General features: G+C 70.6%; 18 protein-coding genes. 5 read left to right on the top strand and 13 right to left on the bottom strand.

Going from position 1 to position 18,557, the window contains the following annotated elements:
• Nucleotides 1-2 precede the first annotated feature (2 nt).
• Both ACFFJC_RS14900 and ruvX read left to right on the top strand, forming a co-directional pair.
• Nucleotides 3-1,154 (top strand): DUF3089 domain-containing protein, encoded by a 1,152-nt coding sequence (locus tag ACFFJC_RS14900; protein ID WP_379488274.1) that lies wholly within the window; start codon nt 3-5, stop codon nt 1,152-1,154.
• Nucleotides 1,103-1,618: a Holliday junction resolvase RuvX gene (gene ruvX / locus ACFFJC_RS14895; protein ID WP_379488273.1), complete on the top strand. Its 516-nt coding sequence runs from the start codon at nt 1,103-1,105 to the stop codon at nt 1,616-1,618. Before ACFFJC_RS14900 ends, ruvX begins: the two co-directional genes overlap by 52 nt.
• On the opposite strand, the gene ACFFJC_RS14890 is transcribed toward ruvX, so the two are convergent.
• The 4 genes from ACFFJC_RS14890 to argH all read right to left on the bottom strand — a co-directional run bounded on the left by ACFFJC_RS14890 (nt 1,615) and on the right by argH (nt 5,388).
• Nucleotides 1,615-2,406: a precorrin-2 dehydrogenase/sirohydrochlorin ferrochelatase family protein gene (locus ACFFJC_RS14890; protein ID WP_379488272.1), complete on the bottom strand. Its 792-nt coding sequence runs from the start codon at nt 2,404-2,406 to the stop codon at nt 1,615-1,617. The genes ruvX and ACFFJC_RS14890 overlap by 4 nt on opposite strands.
• Before the next feature lie 75 nt (nt 2,407-2,481).
• On the bottom strand, nt 2,482-3,741 hold the full coding sequence (gene lysA / locus ACFFJC_RS14885; RefSeq protein WP_379488271.1) for a diaminopimelate decarboxylase: 1,260 nt from the start codon (nt 3,739-3,741) through the stop codon (nt 2,482-2,484).
• 14 nt (nt 3,742-3,755) lie between these two features.
• Nucleotides 3,756-4,010 (bottom strand): hypothetical protein, encoded by a 255-nt coding sequence (locus ACFFJC_RS14880; RefSeq protein WP_379488270.1) that lies wholly within the window; start codon nt 4,008-4,010, stop codon nt 3,756-3,758.
• 4 nt (nt 4,011-4,014) lie between these two features.
• On the bottom strand, nt 4,015-5,388 hold the full coding sequence (argH, locus tag ACFFJC_RS14875) for an argininosuccinate lyase (RefSeq protein ID WP_379488420.1): 1,374 nt from the start codon (nt 5,386-5,388) through the stop codon (nt 4,015-4,017).
• A 19-nt stretch (nt 5,389-5,407) separates the two neighbouring features.
• Between argH and ACFFJC_RS14870 the strand changes: the two genes are divergently transcribed.
• The gene (locus tag ACFFJC_RS14870) at nt 5,408-6,007 is read left to right on the top strand and encodes a TlpA family protein disulfide reductase (protein WP_379488269.1); all 600 of its coding nucleotides are present in this window, start codon (nt 5,408-5,410) and stop codon (nt 6,005-6,007) included.
• A 34-nt stretch (nt 6,008-6,041) separates the two neighbouring features.
• Here the strand turns inward: ACFFJC_RS14870 and ACFFJC_RS14865 are convergent, their stop codons facing one another.
• The 5 genes from ACFFJC_RS14865 to ACFFJC_RS14845 form a co-directional block, all read right to left on the bottom strand.
• On the bottom strand, nt 6,042-6,956 hold the full coding sequence (locus ACFFJC_RS14865) for a VOC family protein (RefSeq protein WP_379488268.1): 915 nt from the start codon (nt 6,954-6,956) through the stop codon (nt 6,042-6,044).
• Nucleotides 6,957-7,001: 45 nt separating this feature from the next.
• Nucleotides 7,002-8,360 carry an aromatic ring-hydroxylating oxygenase subunit alpha gene (locus ACFFJC_RS14860; RefSeq protein WP_379488267.1) on the bottom strand — a complete coding sequence of 453 codons (1,359 nt, stop codon included), beginning with the start codon at nt 8,358-8,360 and terminating at the stop codon, nt 7,002-7,004.
• A 91-nt stretch (nt 8,361-8,451) separates the two neighbouring features.
• Nucleotides 8,452-9,714, bottom strand: coding sequence for an MFS transporter (locus ACFFJC_RS14855; protein WP_379488266.1), 1,263 nt, complete (start codon nt 9,712-9,714; stop codon nt 8,452-8,454).
• A gap of 27 nt (nt 9,715-9,741) precedes the next feature.
• Complete coding sequence (locus ACFFJC_RS14850; protein WP_379488265.1) at nt 9,742-10,155, bottom strand: EthD domain-containing protein; 414 nt, start codon at nt 10,153-10,155, stop codon at nt 9,742-9,744.
• A gap of 16 nt (nt 10,156-10,171) precedes the next feature.
• Nucleotides 10,172-11,764 carry a gluconolaconase gene (locus tag ACFFJC_RS14845; RefSeq protein WP_379488264.1) on the bottom strand — a complete coding sequence of 531 codons (1,593 nt, stop codon included), beginning with the start codon at nt 11,762-11,764 and terminating at the stop codon, nt 10,172-10,174.
• Nucleotides 11,765-12,033: 269 nt separating this feature from the next.
• Between ACFFJC_RS14845 and ACFFJC_RS14840 the strand changes: the two genes are divergently transcribed.
• Nucleotides 12,034-12,984: an SDR family NAD(P)-dependent oxidoreductase gene (locus ACFFJC_RS14840; RefSeq protein ID WP_379488263.1), complete on the top strand. Its 951-nt coding sequence runs from the start codon at nt 12,034-12,036 to the stop codon at nt 12,982-12,984.
• Nucleotides 12,985-13,062: 78 nt separating this feature from the next.
• Entirely contained in the window at nt 13,063-14,907 is a 1,845-nt protein-coding gene (locus ACFFJC_RS14835; RefSeq protein ID WP_379488262.1) for a flavin-containing monooxygenase, read from the top strand.
• Between the two features lie 48 nt (nt 14,908-14,955).
• Here the strand turns inward: ACFFJC_RS14835 and ACFFJC_RS14830 are convergent, their stop codons facing one another.
• From ACFFJC_RS14830 to ACFFJC_RS14815, 4 genes are all read right to left on the bottom strand, one after another.
• Nucleotides 14,956-15,231: a hypothetical protein gene (locus ACFFJC_RS14830; protein ID WP_379488261.1), complete on the bottom strand. Its 276-nt coding sequence runs from the start codon at nt 15,229-15,231 to the stop codon at nt 14,956-14,958.
• 199 nt (nt 15,232-15,430) lie between these two features.
• A complete protein-coding gene (locus ACFFJC_RS14825) occupies nt 15,431-16,195 on the bottom strand; it encodes an enoyl-CoA hydratase/isomerase family protein (RefSeq protein WP_379488260.1) in 765 nt (254 codons plus the stop codon).
• A gap of 2 nt (nt 16,196-16,197) precedes the next feature.
• The gene (locus ACFFJC_RS14820; RefSeq protein ID WP_379488259.1) at nt 16,198-17,466 is read right to left on the bottom strand and encodes an acetyl-CoA hydrolase/transferase family protein; all 1,269 of its coding nucleotides are present in this window, start codon (nt 17,464-17,466) and stop codon (nt 16,198-16,200) included.
• Between the two features lie 134 nt (nt 17,467-17,600).
• Nucleotides 17,601-18,491, bottom strand: coding sequence for an HpcH/HpaI aldolase/citrate lyase family protein (locus tag ACFFJC_RS14815; protein WP_379488258.1), 891 nt, complete (start codon nt 18,489-18,491; stop codon nt 17,601-17,603).
• Between the last annotated feature and the right edge of the window lie 66 nt (nt 18,492-18,557).

The following is an 18,557-nucleotide window of genomic DNA, read 5'->3' as shown; positions in this document are numbered from 1 at the left end:
GCATGGCGCGCAAGTTCCTGTACCTGATCTGCGGCGTGACGATCCTGCTCCTGCTGCTCCTCCTGGCGCTGCGGATCTGGTCGGAGGACCTGACCGAGATGGCCTTCGTGCCCGGCGTCGCCTTCGCCCCCCAGCAGGCGCTGCCGCCCGAGGCATGGGAGAAGCCGGGCATGTGGGTCTCGCGCCCCGGCCTGCGCAGCGACCCCGCGGCGTGGCGTCCCGCGGGCATGACGCCTGCGCCGGGCAAGCTGCCGGTCGCCGTGTTCTTCATCCACCCCACCAGCTACATCGCCCGCGACGCCTGGAACGCCTCGCTCGAGGACGCGACGAGCCGCAACCGCGCCGCGCTCTTCGTGCAGGGCATGGCGAGCCCGTTCAACGTGGCGGAGGCGATCTGGGCGCCGCGCTACCGGCAGGCGGCGGTGGGCGCCTTCCTGACCGCCAAGCCCGAGGCGGCGCGGGCCATCGACCTTGCCTATGGCGACGTCCTGTCCGCCTTCGACGTGTTCCTGCGCCATGTCCCGCCGGGCAAGGCGATCGCGCTGGCCGGGCACAGCCAGGGCGCCTTCCTGCTGCGGCGTCTACTGCGCGACCGGATCGCCGGGACGCCGCTGGCCGAGCGCGTGGTGGGCGCATGGGTGATCGGCTGGCCGGTGTCCTTGCAGCACGACCTGCCGCGCATGGGTCTTCCCGCCTGCCAGCGCGCCGACCAGCCGGGCTGCGTGGCGAGCTGGCTGAGCGTGGCCGATCCGGCGGATACCGACATGCTGGTGCAGGCCTACGGGCGCCGTACCGGGCTCAACGGCGGCTCGGTGGCGGGAAGCGCGTTCCTGTGCACCAACCCGCTGACCGGCACCCCCGGCTCCAGCGTCCCTGCCGCGGCTAATCTCGGCACCCTCGTCCCCGACGTCGAGGCCCGCAGCGGCACCCTCGCGCGCGGGGTGGTCCCCGCCTCCTGCGGGCCCGACGGCTTTCTCCACATCGGTCCGCCGCCCAAGCTCGATCTCGGGCCCTACGTGCTTCCCGGGAACAACTACCACCTCTATGACGTGACCCTGTTCTGGGCCAATCTGAGGGCCGATTTCGAAAGGCGGACCACGGCATGGCAGGCAAGGGCACAGGCGCAGGCCACGGCGCAGGCGACACCGCGCTGATCACCACCGGCGCGCTGGCGTTTCGCGACGCGCTGCCCGAGGCGGGCGCGCTGCTCGGGCTCGACCTCGGCACGCAGACGATCGGGACCGCCTTCTGCGACGCCGGATGGCGCTTCGCCTCGCCGGGCAAGACGCTCAGGCGCGGGAAGTTCGGCGCCGACAAGTCCCTGATGGAAGCGCTGATCCGCGAGCGCGCGATCCGCGGGATCGTGATCGGCCTTCCGCTCAACATGGACGGCTCGGAAGGCCCGCGCGCACAGTCGAGCCGCGCCTATGCGCGCAACCTCGCGGTGCTCGGGCTGCCGATCCTGCTGTGGGACGAGCGCTGGTCCACCACCGGCGCCGAGCGCGGCCTGATCGCGCAGGACATGAGCCGCGCCAAGCGCGCCGAGCGGATCGATTCGGCGGCCGCGGCGGTGATCCTGCAAGGCGCCATCGACGCGCTCGCCGGAGGCATGTTCTAAGGCCGGGCTGCCCGCGCCAGGACTACCACCAGACCCTCTGCCCCCTCGGCCTGCTCCGCACCCCCGAGCCGCCGGACGGCATCGGCGCGCGCGCGCTCGAGCACGGCCTCGGGCACGTCGGCGGCGTGGACCACCATGTCGGCGGTGCCGAGCAGCCGCGCCTCGCGCAGGGTCAGGTCGTCCGGGTCGTCGCTGCGCAGCGCGATCGCGACCATGCCGCCCCGGGGTGCGTCGGGACTGTCGAGCCAGCTCTCCACGCGGGCGGCGCTTGCCTCCGCCAGGGGATCGAGCACGCCCCCCGCCGCCAGTGCAGCGTCGAGGGCGCGGCGGCGGTCGCCGGCCTCGGGAAAGCGCCTGCGCAGCGCCGCGCGCGCCTGTGCCAGCCCTTGCGCAAGGCGGCCCAGCGATGGCGGCAGCAGCCCCTCCAGCCGCAGCCGCAGCTGCTTGGCGAGCCCGGCCGAAGCGCCCCCCGTCCCGATCGCCACCAGTACCGGCGAGCGGTCGAGGATCGAGGGCACCGTGAAGTCGCAGAGCGCCGGGCGGTCGGTGGCGTTGACCAGCAGCCCCGCGGCGCGGGCGCGGCCGACGTCCGCTTCCGCCGCGGCGGCGTCCTCGTGCGCCACGAAGGCGAGCCGGGCGCCTCGGGCGATGCCCGCGTCGAGCTCGGTCACGACCACGCCGCCGGCACGCTCGACCAGCCGCCGCTTGGCCTCGGCCGCCTCGCCCTCGCCCAGCACCACCACCGGCTGCCCGGCGACCCGATGGAACAGCGGCAGCGTCTCGATCATGCTCTCGGCCTTCCGCGGCGGGGGTTGGGGCGGGGGTTGGGGCGGGGGTTGGGGCGGGCGTTCAGGCGGCCGGCGTCACGCCAGCCAGTCGGGCACCTGCTCGGCCGCCAGGATCGTGGCCGGCTCGATGCGGTTGGCGACGATCGCCCAGCGCTCGCCGTCGACCATCACCTCGGGGACCAGCGGGCGGCTGTTGTAGGTGTTCGCCATCGTGGCACCATAGGCGCCGGCGGTGCGGAACACGGCGAGGTCGCCGGCCTTCACCGCGTCGATCTCGCGGCCCAGCGCGAAGGTGTCGGAGCTTTCGCAGATGGGACCGACGATGTTGGCGGTCATCGTCTCGCCGCCGGGCCTGACCGCCGCGAAATCGTGCCAGGCGTCGTACATCGCCGGCCGCGCGAGATCGTTCATCGCCGCGTCGACGACCACCCAGGGGCTCCCCGTCCCCTTCTTGACCCGCACCACTTCGGTGACCAGCACGCCCGAGTTGCCGGTGATGACCCGGCCCGGCTCGAACATCAGCGTGACGCCCCAGCCCTGCGCCACCTCGCTCACCATGCGGCCGTAGTCTGCCGGCGTCGGCAGGTCGTCGCCGGCCTTGTAGGGCACGCCGAGACCGCCGCCGAGGTCCATGTGCGAGACGGTGTAGCCCTGCACCCGCAGCGCGTTCATCAGCGCGCCCATCTTGAGGAACGCCTGGCGCGAGGGTTCGAGGTCGGTGATCTGGCTGCCGATGTGGACCGCAAGCCCGCGCATCTCCAAGCCCGGCAGCGCGGAGAGCCGCGCGTAGATGCCGGACGCGCGGTCATAGGCGACGCCGAACTTGTTCTCCGCCTTGCCGGTCGAGATCTTGGCGTGGGTGCGCGCATCGACATCCGGATTGACGCGGAGCGTGCAAGTCGCCCGGGTGCGCAGGGCGGCGGCGATCTCGGACAGCTCGACGCCCTCCTCCTCGCTCTCCAGGTTGAACTGGCCGATCCCGGCGCGCACCGCGGCGATCAGCTCGGCGCGGGTCTTGCCGACGCCCGAGAAGACGACGTCCTCCGGCTTGATCCCGGCGGCGAGCGCGCGGTTCATCTCGCCTTCCGAGACGACGTCGGCACCGTAGCCCTCGCGCGCCAGCACGCGCAGCACCGCCAAGTTCGGGTTCGACTTCACGGCGAAGGCGATGTGGACCTTTGGCAGCGCCGAAAGCGCCTCGCGGAAGACCTTGGCATGGCGCACCAGCGTGGCGCGCGAATAGACGTAGACCGGCGTGCCGACCTCGCGCGCGATGGCGGACAGGGGCACCTGTTCGGCGTGGAGTTCGCCGTCGACGATTTCGAAATGATCCATGGAGACTGCGGGCCTTACTCGGGCTGGGGCGCTTCGGGCGGGGGGAGGTCGAAGGGATCGTCCTCTCGCTGCTCGGAGCGGGTGCGCAGCTCGACGCTGCGCTCGGGAATGGCGATGGTCGGCGTCGTCAGCAGCTCCGTGGGCTCGGGCCGGTCGGAGCGGCCATAGGGTGCCGGCGGCAGCTGCTGCCCCGGTTTGAGCGCCAGGGCGGCGCGCTGCCCGCATGCCGCGAGCGCCAGGAGCATGACGAGAACTGCAGCCTTCTTCATGCCTCTACTCCAGACCCAGCGCTGCGCGCGCCTCGGCCACGCGCAGGCGCACCTGCTCGGGCGCGGTGCCGCCGTGCGACTTGCGCGCGGCGACCGAAGCCTCGACCGAGAGCGCCTTGAATACGCGCTCGTCGATGCGGCTGTCGACGGCCTTGAGGTCGTCCAGCGGCAGGGCGTCGAGCGCCACCCCGCGCTGCTCGGCCAGCTTCACCGCGGCGCCGGTGATGTGGTGCGCCTCGCGGAACGGGATGTCGCCCTCGCGCACCAGCCAGTCGGCGAGGTCGGTGGCGGTGGCGAAGCCGAGCTCGGCGGCGGCGCGCATCCGCTCGGTGCGGAACCGGGTCTCGGCGACCATGCCGGTCATCGCCGCGATCGACAGGGCGAGCAGACCCGCGGCCTCGAAGACCGGCGGCTTGTCGTCCTGCATGTCCTTCGAATAGGCGAGCGGCAGCCCCTTCATCGTCATCATCAGCGCCATCAGGCAGCCCGAGATCCGGCCCGCATGACCGCGCACCAGCTCCGCCGCGTCGGGGTTCTTCTTCTGCGGCATGATCGAGCTGCCGGTCGACAGCGCATCGGGCAGCGCGACGAAGCCGAAGGGCTGGCTCGCCCAGATGATGAACTCCTCGGCCAGGCGGGAGAGGTGCAGCGCGCACTGGCTGGCCGCCATCAGGTAGTCGAGCGCGAAGTCGCGATCGGACACGGCGTCGAGGCTGTTCGCCGTCGGGCCGTAGAACCCGAGCGCCTGCGCGGTCATCTCGCGGTCGATCGGGAACCCGGTGCCGGCCAGCGCCGCGGAGCCGAGCGGGCTGCGGTTCATGCGCTTGCGGGCGTCGTGGAAGCGCGAGCGGTCGCGCGCGATCATCTCGTAGTAGGCCATCAGGTGATGGCCCAGGGTCACCGGCTGGGCGGTCTGGAGGTGGGTGAAGCCGGGCATGATGCTGTCGGCATGTTCCCCGGCGCGGGTGACGAGCGCCGCTTGCAGCGCCTGAAGCCCGGCATCCACCTGGTCGATCGCATCGCGCACCCAGAGCCGGAAGTCGGTCGCCACCTGGTCGTTGCGCGAGCGTGCGGTGTGGAGACGCCCCGCGACAGGCCCGATCAGCTGCGCGAGGCGCGATTCGGTGGTCATGTGGATGTCCTCGAGGTCCCAGTCCTCGGGAACGCCGTCCGCCTCGTACTCGGCCGCGACCGCGTCGAGGCCATCGCGGATCGCCACCGCGTCCGCGTCGGAGACGATGCCGCAGGCACCCAGCATCGCGACGTGCGCCTTGCTCGCCGCGATGTCCTGCCGCCACAGCGCCTTGTCGAAGGGAATCGAGGCGTTTATCTCGCGCATGATCGCCGACGGTCCCTGCGCGAACCGTCCGCCCCACATCTGGTTGGAGCTCCCGCCCTTGCTGTCTTCCCGATCGCTCAAGTCGCTCATCCTGTATTCGCTGGCCGGGGCCTCGGCCCTGGTGATCGCCGGCTGCGATAGGCAAAGCGGCCAGGAGGCGCAACCGCAGGCTTCGCAGGACGCAGCACAGCCGAAGGCCTCGCCGGCGAAGGCCGACGACAAGCTCGACCGCTCGCACAAGGGCGAGCCGATGCCGGTGGTCAGCCTGGTCGACAACACCGGCGAAAGCCTGGAACTCTCCTCGTTCAAGGGCAAGCCGCTGCTCATCAACCTGTGGGCCACCTGGTGCGCGCCGTGCATCGCCGAGATGCCCACGCTCAACGCGCTGATCGACCGCGAGCAGGAGCTGGGCGTGACGATCCTGCCGATCTCGCAGGACACCGGCCAGGCCGACAAGGTGGTGGAGATCCTGCGGCGGCGCGAACTGGAGCAGATCCAGCCGTGGATCGACGAGCAGGGCGACCTCGGCTTCCAGTACGGCGGCAACCTGCCGGTGACGGTGCTGTTCGACCGGCAGGGGAAGGAAGTCTGGCGCTACACCGGCGGCAACGACTGGACGAGCCCGGAGGCACTGAAGCTGATCGCCGAAGCGAAGTAGAGCGAGCGAGAAGGCTCTCTACTCGGCGCGATCGTCAGCGCGCCGGCCCCGCGAACTCCGCCAGCTTGGAGCCGGCCTGCGGATAGCCCGCCGGCTGGTGCTGGGTCAGCCAGATCAGGCGCCCGTGCGCCGCCTCCGGCGCGATGGCGAAGCGGCCCGCGACGTCGCCCACCAGCGGCAGCCCCCTGCCCTGCAGGTACGACGCCGCGGCCGCCGCATCGCGCACCTTGAAGACGAGGTGGTAGATCCCCTTCACCGCCTGCGCGTGATGGGCGAGCGCGGAGTCCTCGGTGCCCTCCAGCGCCTCGATCACGGTGTCTCCCATGGCGAAGGCGGCGCAGCGCCCCTCGGCCAGGTCGCGCACGCCCAGTTCGGGCCACTCCAGCGTGTCCGCGAAGAGCGCGCGGGCCTCGGCCAGGGACGGCGCGCTGACGCCGACCGCCTGCAGCCCTTCGATGCCGAGCGGGTCCGTGCCGGACGGGCGCCACGCCGCATCCCGGCGCGGATCGTTGGGCATGTCCTGCCGCACGATCTCCAGGCGCATGCCCAGGACCTGGCCCCGGGGGACCAGGAAGTAGTGCGCCTCCATCCCCGGATCGTAGTGCCGCTTGAACCCGCGCCCGGCGAACCACGCATCGGCGGCGCCCAGGTCGTTCGCCTTGAGCGCCAGGCCGATCCAGCGCATCGGCGCAGCCGAGCGGCGCAGCATGTCGCCCAGCGGGTTGCCGGCCTGCGCGCCCCGCCCGGCAGGAGCGATCGGGATCACCATGGTGTCGCCGATCAGCAGCAGCGATTCCTCACGGTCGAGCCCCAGCCGCTCGGTCTCGGGCGTCACGAGGATCTCGTAGGCGGTCTGCGCGCCGAAGACGTCGCGGAAGAAGGCGTCGCAGGCGGGCCGCCCGGCGTTGTCGGCCAGGGCCCAGCTGACGTGGACGAGGGGGAACTGCATGGATCGGGTCATCCTCGCTGCGCGAACGGCGGTCCGCGCCGCGGATCAATACGTCTTGGGCGCGCCGGTCCCCATGTAGCGGGACAGGTTCATGTGCAGCGAGGCCACCGACCGCTCCATGTAGGGATTGGGCTGCGCGCCGCGGAAGCCGACGTTCTTCATGCCCTGCTGGACCGCCGCCATGTTGGCGAAGTCCTGCTGCAGCACCGGCGGCCAGTCGGCCGGCTCGGTGTACTCCCACTCGGTCTCCGGCGCCTCGCCCTCGGGATAGAGTTCGTAGACCGCGGCCTCGAAGATGCACTTGTCCGGGTCGGTGCCGTAGGGCCGCGCCTGGTAGCACAGCATGTTGTTGACCGCGTGGCCGATCTGGAAGTTCGGGAAGATCTGCCATGCGGTGCCCGCCCGGGCGGTGTGCTGCGGGTCCACCTGCGCCCAGAACACCCCCCGCTCGGCGTCTTCGCGGCGGGCGGTCTGGATCCAGTAGGCGGAGACTTCGGCCGGCGGCGTGCCTTCCGGCAATTCGTCTTTCAGCCGGTTCGCCACCGCCACCAGCGTGGTCGTGGTGTTGGTGTTGGCGTTGGCCCAGGTGAAGTTCTGCATCTCCGCCGTCGTCAGGCGCGGATCCTCGCCCGCGCCAAGGCGCAGCTTGCCCGAGTCCTCCTCCTGGCCCTTGGGCGCGTCGTAGCCGATGTTGGAGTGCAGGCCCTGGTTGCGCGCCCAGCCACGGAACTGGCCGAACTCCATGAACTCCGGATGGGTGGTGGAGACGTGGTAGGTCTCGCAGAAGGCCTCCATCGCGACCTTCCAGTTGCATTCGAACACCACCCACTTGCGCCAGCGCGGGCGCATGTTCTGGAGGCCGTAGGGCTCCAGCATGGTGGCGGCAGGATCGAGGTACTCCGCCAGCGGCGCCGCCTCGGGATCGAGGTTGATCCAGATCCAGCCGCCCCAGGTGTCCACCTTGACGGTGCCCAGGTCCGCGCGGCCGCTGCACAGGTGCCCCTGCCAGTCCTCCTCGTGCTCGACGTAGGTGTTGGCGCCGTCGAGCCCGAAGGTCCATCCGTGATAGCCGCAGATGAAGGTCTTGCGGCTGCCGCGCGCGTTGCGCTGGCCGGCCGGCACGTCCACGAGCTTGCGGCCGCGGTGCGGGCAGACATTGTGGAACGCGCGGATCTCGTCCGCGGAGACGCGCACGACGATCACCGAATCGTGGACGATGTCGAAGGTGATGAAGTCGCCCACCTCGGGAATGTCCTCCAGCCGGCCGGCCTGCAGCCAGACCTTGCGCCACAGGCGGTCCACCTCCGCACGGGCGTATTCGGGAGAGACGTAGGCCTCGGCCGGGACGTTGACCGGGACGACCAGTTCCTCGGGCGCCTGAACGATCTTGCCAAATTCGCCCATGGGTATCCTCGCTTGCTTGTTCCGATTTGCGGCGATTATCTCACTATCGGCATGGCAGGGCAAATCGCCGGTGCGGTTAGGCACCCTGCGCTCAGTGCGCCGCGTAGGCCTCGCGCCCGCGCGGGAGCGTGCCGATGGCAACGCTGCTCGCGGCCATGAAGGCCAGCGCGAGCCACAGGAACCCGGCGTAGCTGCCGGTCCGGTCATAGACCTGCGCCGCGGCCAGCGGCCCGATCGCGGTGCCGATCGACAGCGCCGCGAGCAGCCCGCCGTAGAGCCCGCCAAAGTTGCGCAGGCCGAAGTGCCGGGTCAGCAGGTACACGACGACGTCGATCTCCGCCCCCAGCGTCAGGCCGATCAGCGCCGAGGCCAGCCCCATCACCACGAGCGAACCGCTGCCCAGCAGGAGCAGCAGGCAGCCGATCACCGGCAGCATGAACACCGCCGCTCCTACCAGCGAGGCGGGCAGGCGGTCGAGCAGCGCCCCCGTCCCCAGGCGCCCCGCGAGCGAGAACCAGCCCACGAAGGAGGCGATGGCGGCGGCGGTCATCGGGCTCGCGCCCGCATCGCCGAGGATGGCGGTGAAATGGACGACCAGCGCGATCACGGTGAACGTGAACAGCAGGCTGGCGACGAACAGGCGGTGGTAGACGCTGGAGGTCAGCCCTTCGCGCAAAGTAGCGCCCGGCAGGTCGGCCCGCTTCGCGCCCGCGTCCTGCGCCTTCTGCCTGCGTCCCTTGTCGTAGCGGCCGTGGAAGAAGAGGACGATCACCGGAAAGGCCACCGCTAGCCAGATGGCGGCCTGCACCGGGAAGGCCGCCCGCCAGCCGAGCTCGCCGATCAGCCAGGTCGCCATCGGCGGGAACACGCCGGCGGCGATCGACGCGCCGCACAGCGTTACGGCGAAAGCCATCCCGCGCGAGGCGGTGAAGCGCGAGGCGACCGCGCTCGTCCAGACCGAGGCCTGCACCGGCAGCGCCGCCAGCGCGACCAGGCCCCACAGCAGGTACCAGTTGAGCAGCGAGCCCTCCGTGCTGCCCAGCAGCGCGAAGGCGATGCCCAGCAGCACGAGGCCCAGCACGCCGAACCGGCGCGGGCCCCAGCGATCGACGGCCAGGCCGATGAAGACGCCGCCCACAGCCTGCACCAGCGTCGCCAGCGTCAGGCCGAAGGTGACCTCGGTGCGGCTCCAGCCGAACTCCTGCGCCACCGGGCCGTAGAACGGGCCGATGCCGTAGATGTGGATCACGCTGGTGGCATAGCCCAGCCCGGCGGCCACCGGCAGCAGCGGGCTCGCCCGCCACTCGTCACGCGCGGTGGGCGGGGGAGCCGAGAGCGGCGCGGGCGCGTGCATGCTCAGATCAGCCCCGGCGTCGTGGTCTCACGCCCCATAGCGCAGCTCCACGTGCGTCGCCTCGCCGTTCGGCCCCATCGGCGAATCGTATTCGATGCAGGTGGCGACCGGATTGTCGTGGCTGGCGAAGAGCCGCTCCTCGTCCGCCTTGGTCATCGGCAGGCGCTCGGGCGAGGCGATGATCGCCTGCGAGCGCTCGAAGTCCTCGCGGCTGTTCCACCAGATCTCCATGATGCAGTCGTAGCCGCAATCGTGGACCTGCCCGGTCACCGGGTTCTTCTCCGGCACGAGATAGCGCCGCACGTAGCGCACCGCGCCCGGGATCGCCGGCGACGCGCCCATCTTCTTGGCCAGCTGCGAATGCTGGTTCTCGTAGTAGTCCATGAACGCGTCCATGGTCATGTCCGGGCGCTTCCTGAAGAAGCAGATCTGCTTGAGCATCGCGGGAGCTTTCCTGTCAGAGTCGGCGCAGGGCGAGGACGGAGCCCTCGGCGTCGGCGGAAAGGTAGACGGTGCCGTCGGGCGCGACGGCGACCCCGGTGAAGGTGTTCATCGGGCCGCACATGTCGCCCACCCCGCCCAGCTGGACCGGCTGGAGCCCACCGGGCCCGCCCATCGGCAGGTCGCTGGCGACCGTCTCGCGCGCGCCGCTCGCCAGGTCGCAGGCGACCAGCGCGTTGGCACCCGGGTCGGCGACGAACAGCGTGCCCTCGGAAATCGCCAGACCCTCCGGCCGCGCCATGCCGTCGAGCACGGTCTCCTTGCGCCCGCCGGCGAGCCGGACGATGCGCCCGGCGCCGCTCTCCGCCACGTAGACGGGGCCGTCCGCGGCGACCGCGACCCCCGTCGGCCGGTCGAGCCCGGACGCGAGCTGCGTGGGGCCTGCGCCCTCGATCGCGTGGACCTTGCCGGTGCCGAACTCGGCGAAGACGACGCCCCCGCTCGTCGCGGCGACGCCCATCAGCCGGTCGTAGCCGCTCGCCAGCACCTCGCTCTCGGCGGCGGCGGGCTTCCAGCGGGCGACATCGCCGTTGGCGGTGGTGACGATCCATTCGTCCGGTCCGCTCGCGGCGACGTCGCGGATCCAGCCGGGGAAGCCGGGCGAGAACAGCATGCCCGCCAGCTGCAGCGCTTCGCCGGGACGCAGCAGGTAGGAGAACCCGCCGTCCGCGACGAGGACGTGGCCGTTCGCGTCGACCGCCAGGCCCAGCGGCCACTGCAGCCCCTTGTCGACCAGCGGACGGGTCTGCCCCGGCGCGACGATCTCCGTGATCGAGCCGTTGATATGGCTGACGAACGTGCGCCCGTTCACGAAGGCGACGTTGTCGAGCCCCGGGCCGATGTCGGCGAGCACCGACTTTTCCCCGGTGCGCGGGTCGATCCGGAGCACCTGCCCGGAATAGACCTGCGTCGAGACGATGTAGCCGTCGGGGTGGAACTTGACCGAATCCGGCACGCCGAGGTCCTTGGCCACCACTTCCGGCTCCCCGCCGTCGAGGGCGATGCGCCAGATCTCGTTCGCACCCTGCGCCGGGAAGTAGAGCTTGCCGTCGGGGCCCACCTCGAAGGCGTTGGCCATCGGCACGCCTTCGTAGATCACGCGGGGGGCGCCGCCGTCGCGGTCCAGTTCCAGGATGCGCCCGCCGATGCGCAGCTCGCCCGCGATCAGCCGTCCCTGGTGATAGGTGATGGGGTTGGCGACGGGCATGTCGCCGTGGATCACGCGGTACGCGCCGGACGGCGTCATCATCGACACCCGGCCTTCGGTGATCTCGGTGCAGTAGAGGTTGCCCGCCTCGTCGAAGGCAAGGTCGTCGGGCCCGACGATGCCGCCGCCGTTGGGGCTAATCGTTGCGATCGCGCCGCTCTCGACGTCGATGGCGCTGACCTTGCTGCCCGCCACCTGCGCCACGTAGATGCGCCCGTCGGCGCCGGTGCGGATGCCGTTGGCGCCGTTGAGACGGCTGGCCGGCGTCATCCGGTGGAGGGCCCAGCCTTCTCCCGGCTTGGCGGTTACGGCATTGGCGTTCCGGCCTGCGGCTTCGAGCATGTATACATCCCTCTCCCCGACGGCGCCGGGCCTTTTGCCCGTGGTATCGTCGCGAGGGAGCAGGTGCAACGGCATGCGCGGCATCCGCAGCCACCCCCCGCCCGCCATCGCCCCGGCGACGGGCCCGGCGTTGCCAAGCGGGTCGGCGTGCGGATATCCGTGCGCCAGACGAATAAGCAATCCAGCAGCGCCGAAGGCCGGACGTTCGGAGGCGGCAAGCCGCCGATTTCCGGCAGGCCGGGCGCTCGCCTGCAAGAGGATGCCTGCCCATGTCAGACCCTGAGATGCGTTTCGACGGCCGCGTGGCCGTGATTACCGGCGCCGGCCGGGGCCTGGGGCGCTCCTATGCCCTGCTGCTGGCCTCGCGCGGGTGCAAGGTGGTCGTCAACGATCTCGGCGGGGCGATCCGGGGCGACGGACCGGATACAAGCGTGGCGCAGGGCGTGGTGGACGAGATCGTCGCCGCCGGGGGCGAGGCGATCGCCAATGCCGACAGCGTCGCGACGCCCGAGGGCGGGCGCGCCATCGTCCAGGCCGCGCTCGACACCTGGGGCCGCATCGACGTGCTGGTCCACAACGCCGGAAACGTGCGCTACGGCGCGATCCGCGAGCTTTCCTACGAGGATTTCCGCGCGGTGGTGGACGTCCACCTGCTCGGCGCCTTCCACGTCGTCCAGGCCGCCTTCGGGCCGATGTGCGACGCCGGCTACGGCCGCATCGTGCTGACCAGCTCGGTCGGCGGGCTCTACGGCAACGCGCAATGCGTCAACTACGGCATGTCCAAGGCGGGCATGGTCGGCCTCAACAACATCGCCGCGCTCGAGGGCGAGGCGTTCGACGTCAAGTGCAACACCATCGTCCCCGGCGCGGTGACCCGCATGGCCGAGGGGCTGGACATCTCGCGGTACCCGCCGATGGAGCCCGAGCTGGTCGCGCCCGTGGTCGGCTGGCTGGCGCACGAGAGCTGCGCGGTGACCGGAGAGCTGATCGCGTCGATGGCGGGCCGCGTGGCGCGCATGTTCGTGGCCGAGACCCGCGGCGTCTATCGCCCCGAGTGGACGATCGAGGACGTCGCTGCCGCCAGCGCCGCCTTCCACGACAAGGGTCCGGAGAACCCGCAGGTGCTCGACTTCGGCCTTCACGGCCACGTCGACCACATCGGCTACAGCTTCGCCATGGCGCGATCGGACTCCTTAATCAACAACACTGTTGACAACTAATCCGGTGCGATCCAGAGCCGCTCACAAGATCAGCGCTGCCGAAACGCGTCGCTTGCGCGACAGAAAGTGGGATAGGAAATGACCTGCCTTAAGACCGACGTCCCCGCGCCCGAGGAACTCGACATCCCGGCGCTCAAGGCCAAGTACCTGGCCGAGCGCGACAAGCGCCTGCGCCGCGAGGGCGGCGAGCAGTACGTGCGCCCGACGGGCGACTTCTCGGACAACTACGCCCACGATCCCTTCACCCCCGTCGCCGCGCGCGACGCCCTGGTGGAGGAGATCGACGTCGCCATCCTGGGTGCCGGCTTCTCCGGCATCCTCGCGGGCTATCACCTGCGCGAGCAGGGCGTGACGGACGTGCGCAACATCGACCACGCGGGCGGCTTCGGCGGCGTGTGGTACTGGAACCGCTACCCTGGCGTGCAGTGCGACAACGACGCCTACTGCTACCTTCCGCTGCTGGAGCAGACCGGCTTCATGCCGAGCAAGAAGTTCTCCGACGGCTGGGAGATCCAGGCCTATTGCCAGAAGATGGCGGAAGACTTCGGGCTGGCCGACAAGGCGCTGTTCCACACCCTCGTCGAAAGCATCACCTGGGACGAGGGGATCAAGCGCTGGCACGTGAAGACGAACCGCGGCGACGACATCCGCGCGCGCTTCGTGGTCATGGCGGGCGGCGTGATGAACATGCCCAAGCTGCCCGGCATCCCGGGCATCCACGACTTCAAGGGCAAGATGTTCCACACCAGCCGCTGGGAGCATGACTATACCGGCGGTTCGTGGACCGATCCCGTGCTCGACAAGCTGAAGGACAAGCGCGTCGCCATCGTCGGCACCGGCGCCACCTCGGTGCAGGCCGTGCCCTTCCTCGGCAAGTACGCCAAGCAGCTCTACGTCCTGCAGCGCACGCCTTCCAACATCGACGAGCGGCCGAACCCGCCCACCGATCCCGACTGGGCGGCGTCGCTCCAGCCCGGCTGGCAGCAGGAGCGCATGGCCAACTTCCACCGCGGCGCGCAGCAGTTCTTCCTGCCCGGCGAGCCCGACCTCATCTGCGACATCTGGACCGAGATCAGCCGCAACCTCAACCTCGAACTGGAGGCCGACGGCTTCCCGCAGCTCGGCATCGAGGAGCTCATGGCGCGCCGCGAGGTGGTCGATTTCCAGGTGATGGAGCGCCTGCGCCGCCGCGTCGATTCGATCGTCGAGGACAAGCGGACGGCCGAGATCCTGAAGCCGTGGTTCCGCTTCATGTGCAAGCGGCCGCTCTCGAACAACGACTACTATCCCACCTTCAACCAGCCCAACGTCAAGGTCATCGACGTCTCCCCCACCCAGGGGGTCGAGCGCATGACCGAGAAGGGCTTCATCGCCGACGGCGTCGAGTACGAGGTCGATCTGATGATCTTCGCCTCGGGCTTCGAGGTGACCTCGGATCTCAAGCGCCGCTGGGGCATCGACACGGTCGAGGGCGAGAACGGCCTGTCGATCTACGCGCACTGGGCCAACGGCCCCTCGACGCTCCATGGCGTGACCACCGACCAGTTCCCCGGCATGTTCTACATGGGCTACATCCAGGGCGCCACGAACTCGAGCACCACCGAGCAGTTCTCCCGCCAGGCCGAGCACCTCGCGTTCATGATCGGCGAGACCCTGCGCCGCGGCGCCGACAAGTTCTCCGCCACCCGCGAGGGGGTGGAGGCCTATGTCCGCCACTGCCGCGAGAACGAGGTCGACATGTCGGAGTTCCAGCAGGGCTGCACGCCCAGCTACTTCAACAACGAGGGCGACAAGGAACTCAAGTGGGCCCTGTTCAAGGGCTACCTGCCCGGCTGGGACGCCTGGCGCGACATGCTGGCGGACTGGCGCCGGTCGCCCGAGCTGCCGGGCGTGGCGTTCGAGACGCGCGAAACGGTGAGCTGACCGACGCCATCCTCCCCGTTGGCCAAGCCGATGGGGAGGATCGCGGCCTCAGCCGCCGCCGAAGCGCTCCGCCTGCTCCGCGGTCAGGTTTTCCGAGAAGGCGGGAGAGAGCTTGCGCTCGATCTTGCGGCAGCGATCGGCGTGGTCGATCAGCGCGCGGGCGATGTCGCGCAGGATCGTGCTGTCGAGCGCCTCCTCCCCCGCCAGCCGCCTGCGCAGCGCCGATTCCTCGATGCCGAGGATGCGGGCAGTGCCGCGCTGCCCACCCAGCGCCTCGACCGCCTGGGTGAAGAGGGTGAGCTGGACCATCGGATCTTGCGGCATCGTAGCGGGGGCTTTCAGGAGATCGGGAGCCGCATAGGACCCGGTGGGGATGCGCCGTCAAGGGGCGCGCGGGTTCCGTCCCCGGCCGGTTGCGCCCCGGAACTTTTCCCTGCACCGCTCATCCTGAGCTTGTCGAACCATCCCGCCCCACGGCGCCACGCCGCCGGGCCTTCGACAAGTTCAGGCTGAGCCGCGTGGCCTACCGCCCCTGCCACTCCGGCTTGCGCTTTTCCGCGAAGGCGCGGGGGCCTTCCTGCGCGTCGTGCGAGTTGTAGGCGTGCTCGTGCGCCGCGCGGGCCGCCGCGAGCGCGGCGGTGCGGCCCATCTCGGTGGAGAGCATCACCGTCTCGCGCGCGGCCTTGACCGACAGCGGGGCGCCTTCCAGCACCTCGTGCGCCAGCGCGATGGCGGCGTCCAGCACCGTGCCCGGCTCGGCAAGGCGGTTGACCAGGCCGATCTCGTAGGCGCGGCTCGCGGTGATCGGCTTGCCGGTGAGCACGATTTCCATGAACACGCGCTGGGGGATCATGTGGATCAGCGGCGCGGCCCAGGGGCTGCCGCGCCCCACCTTGACCTCGGTGATGGCGAACTTGGCCTCGGTGGAGGCGACGCACAGATCGCAGGCCTGTGCGATCATCCAGCCGCCCGCGAAGGCGACGCCGTTGACCGCCGCGATCGTCGGCTTGGACAGCTCGATCGTGTCGTACGGCAGCGCGTACATGTCGCGCGGCGGCACGGCCATGCCGGTCTCGACCATCTCCTTGAGGTCGCCGCCGGCGCAGAACGCCTTGTCGCCGCTGCCCGTCAGGATCGCGATGCGCAGGGCCGGGTCGCCCTCGAACCGCGCCCACGCGGCGCGCAGGCCTTCGCGCACCTCCCGCGTCAGCGCGTTGCGCTGCTCCGGGCGGTCGATGGTGATGACGGCGATCCCGTCCTCGCGGGCGTCGAAGCGGACGGCGGTCATGGTCAGAACCCTCTCCTGGCGATCTCGAACGCGGCGCGGTCGAGCTCCTCGCGGAAATCCGGATGCGCGATGGCGACGAGGCGGCGGGCGCGCTCGGCGAGCGTCTGGCCCTTGAGGCGGGCGGCGCCGAACTCGGTCACCACCACGTCCACCTCGCTGCGCGCGCTGGTGACGGGGCCGGAGAGCGCGGGCACGATCTTGCTGACCGCCCCGCCCTTGGCCGTCGAGGCAAGCACCATCAGCGAGGCCCCGCCCGGCGAGCGGGCGCCGGCGCGCACGAAGTCCACCTGCCCGCCGGTCCCGCCGAGATAGGCGGCGCCCGACTGCTCGGCATTGACCTGCCCGGTCAGGTCCACTTCCAGCGCCGAGTTGATCGTCACGAGCCGCGAGAGCCGCTCCAGCACGCCCGCGTGGTGGGTGTAGTGGGTCGGCGTCATGCGGATCGCCGGGTTCCGGTCCGCCCATGCGTAGAGCCGCCGCGTGCCGATCAGCGCGCCGTTGATCGAGACGCCCCGGTCGATCTCCTTGCGCGCGTTGGTGAGCACGCCCGCTTCGGCGAGGTCCACGAGGCCATCGCCCAGCATGCCCGAGTGGACGCCGAGGTCGCGGCGGTCGTGCAGCAGGCGCAGGATCGCGTCCGGAACGGCGCCGACGCCGGTCTGGATCACCGATCCGTCCTCGATGAATTCGGCGCAGAGGCGGGCGATGGCCTCGTCGGTGGGTCCGATCGCGGCGGGCGCGACCTCCACCGGCGGGCGCGAGACCTGCACGGCCACGTCGATGGCGCTCGCCGGGATCATCTCTCCAGGCACGTAGGGCACCTGGTCGTTGACCTCGGCGATCACGACGCGGGCCTTGTCCACGGCGGCGCGCACGTAGTCGGAGATGAGGCCGCAGGAATGGTTGCCCTCTGCGTCCGGAGGGCTGACCTGGATCATCGCGACGTCGCAGGGCATCACGCCCGCAGTGATGAGCGGCGCCACCTGGCTGACGTGGACCGGGATCACGTCGAGCAGGTTGGCCTTGGTCATCGAGCGCAGCGCTCCGATCGCGCCCATGGAGGAGAGCCGGAAGGCCGGCGCGCTCTGCGGCGTGAACAGGCCCGAGAAGCTGGTGGCGATGAAGGCGCGCAGATCGCCGATGGCCGCCCCTTGCGCGACCAGCGCCGCGACCAGCGTGGTCGGCTCGCCGCAGGCCTGGCCGAACACGACGTGGTCGCCGGGGCGCAGGCAGGCGGTGAGGTCGAGCGCTTCGGGAGTGGTGTGGATCATGGGGTGGCGCCTGCGTGCTTCGACAGGCTCAGGACGAGCGGACTGGGTGCTGCTTCCATGGAGGAACAGCATGCTGCGCTCCCCTTCCGCGCATCCCGAGCCCGTCGAAGGATGACCGCCACCGCCCCCTCCACCTAGAGCTTCCCGGCCTGCCGCAGCAGCCGCTGCGCTCGCGCCAGGTAGGGCCGGTCGAGCATGCCGCCCTTCCAGCCGATGGCGCCGACGCCCGGGTTGGCGGCGAAGACGTCGACGATCTCCTGCGCCTCCGCGATTTCGTCCTCCGTCGGCGTGAACGCCGCGTTGATGACCGGCACTTGCGCGGGATGGATCGCCATCATGCCGCGGAAGCCGTCGCGGCGGACCTTCTCGGCGCGGGTGCGCAGCGCTTCCAGGTCCTTGAAGTCGGCGCTGATCGTCTCGATCGCGGTCACGCCCGCGGTCGCCGCGCCGAGCACGGTAAGGCTGCGCGCGAGCTCATAGGTGAACGAATAGGAGCCGTCCGGATTGCGGTTGGACGACGCGCCGATCGAATCGGCCAGGTCCTCCGCTCCCCAGGTCAGCGCCACCACGCGCGGGGCGCCCTTGTAGGTGCCGGTGTGGAACATGCCCTCGGCCGTCTCGGTGATGAGCACGATGACGGGGGTGGAGCCCTCCTCGATGCCGTTGGCCACCTCCAGCGCCGAGAGGCAGTGGTCGAGCTTCTCGACCTCGGCGCGGCTGTAAACCTTGGGCAGCATGATCCCGCCGGGATGCGCCGGCATCACCGCGGCAAGGTCGTGCAGGGTGTGCGGGCCGTCGAACGGGTTGATGCGCACCCAGAGGCGTTGGCGCTGACCGGGGTTGGCGTTGATGAAGTCATGCACCAGCGGGCGCGCGGCGGCCTTGGCGTCCGGCGCCACGGCGTCTTCCAGGTCGATGAGCACGATGTCGGCCTCGCCCTCCATCGCCTTGGTCATCTTCTTCTCGCTGTCGCCCGGAGCGAAGAGCCAGGAGCGGGCGGCGATGGCTTCGTGCTGGAACGGCATTGTCTCTCCAATCGTCGTCCCGGACCTGATCCGGGACCACTGGCCGTGAAGGGCCAAGCTATCTTC

Source organism: Novosphingobium soli (genome assembly GCF_042432915.1).
Lineage (GTDB): Bacteria > Pseudomonadota > Alphaproteobacteria > Sphingomonadales > Sphingomonadaceae > Novosphingobium > Novosphingobium soli.
Note: the sequence above shows the minus strand (reverse complement) of the source record. Positions and strands in the feature narration are given on the sequence as shown.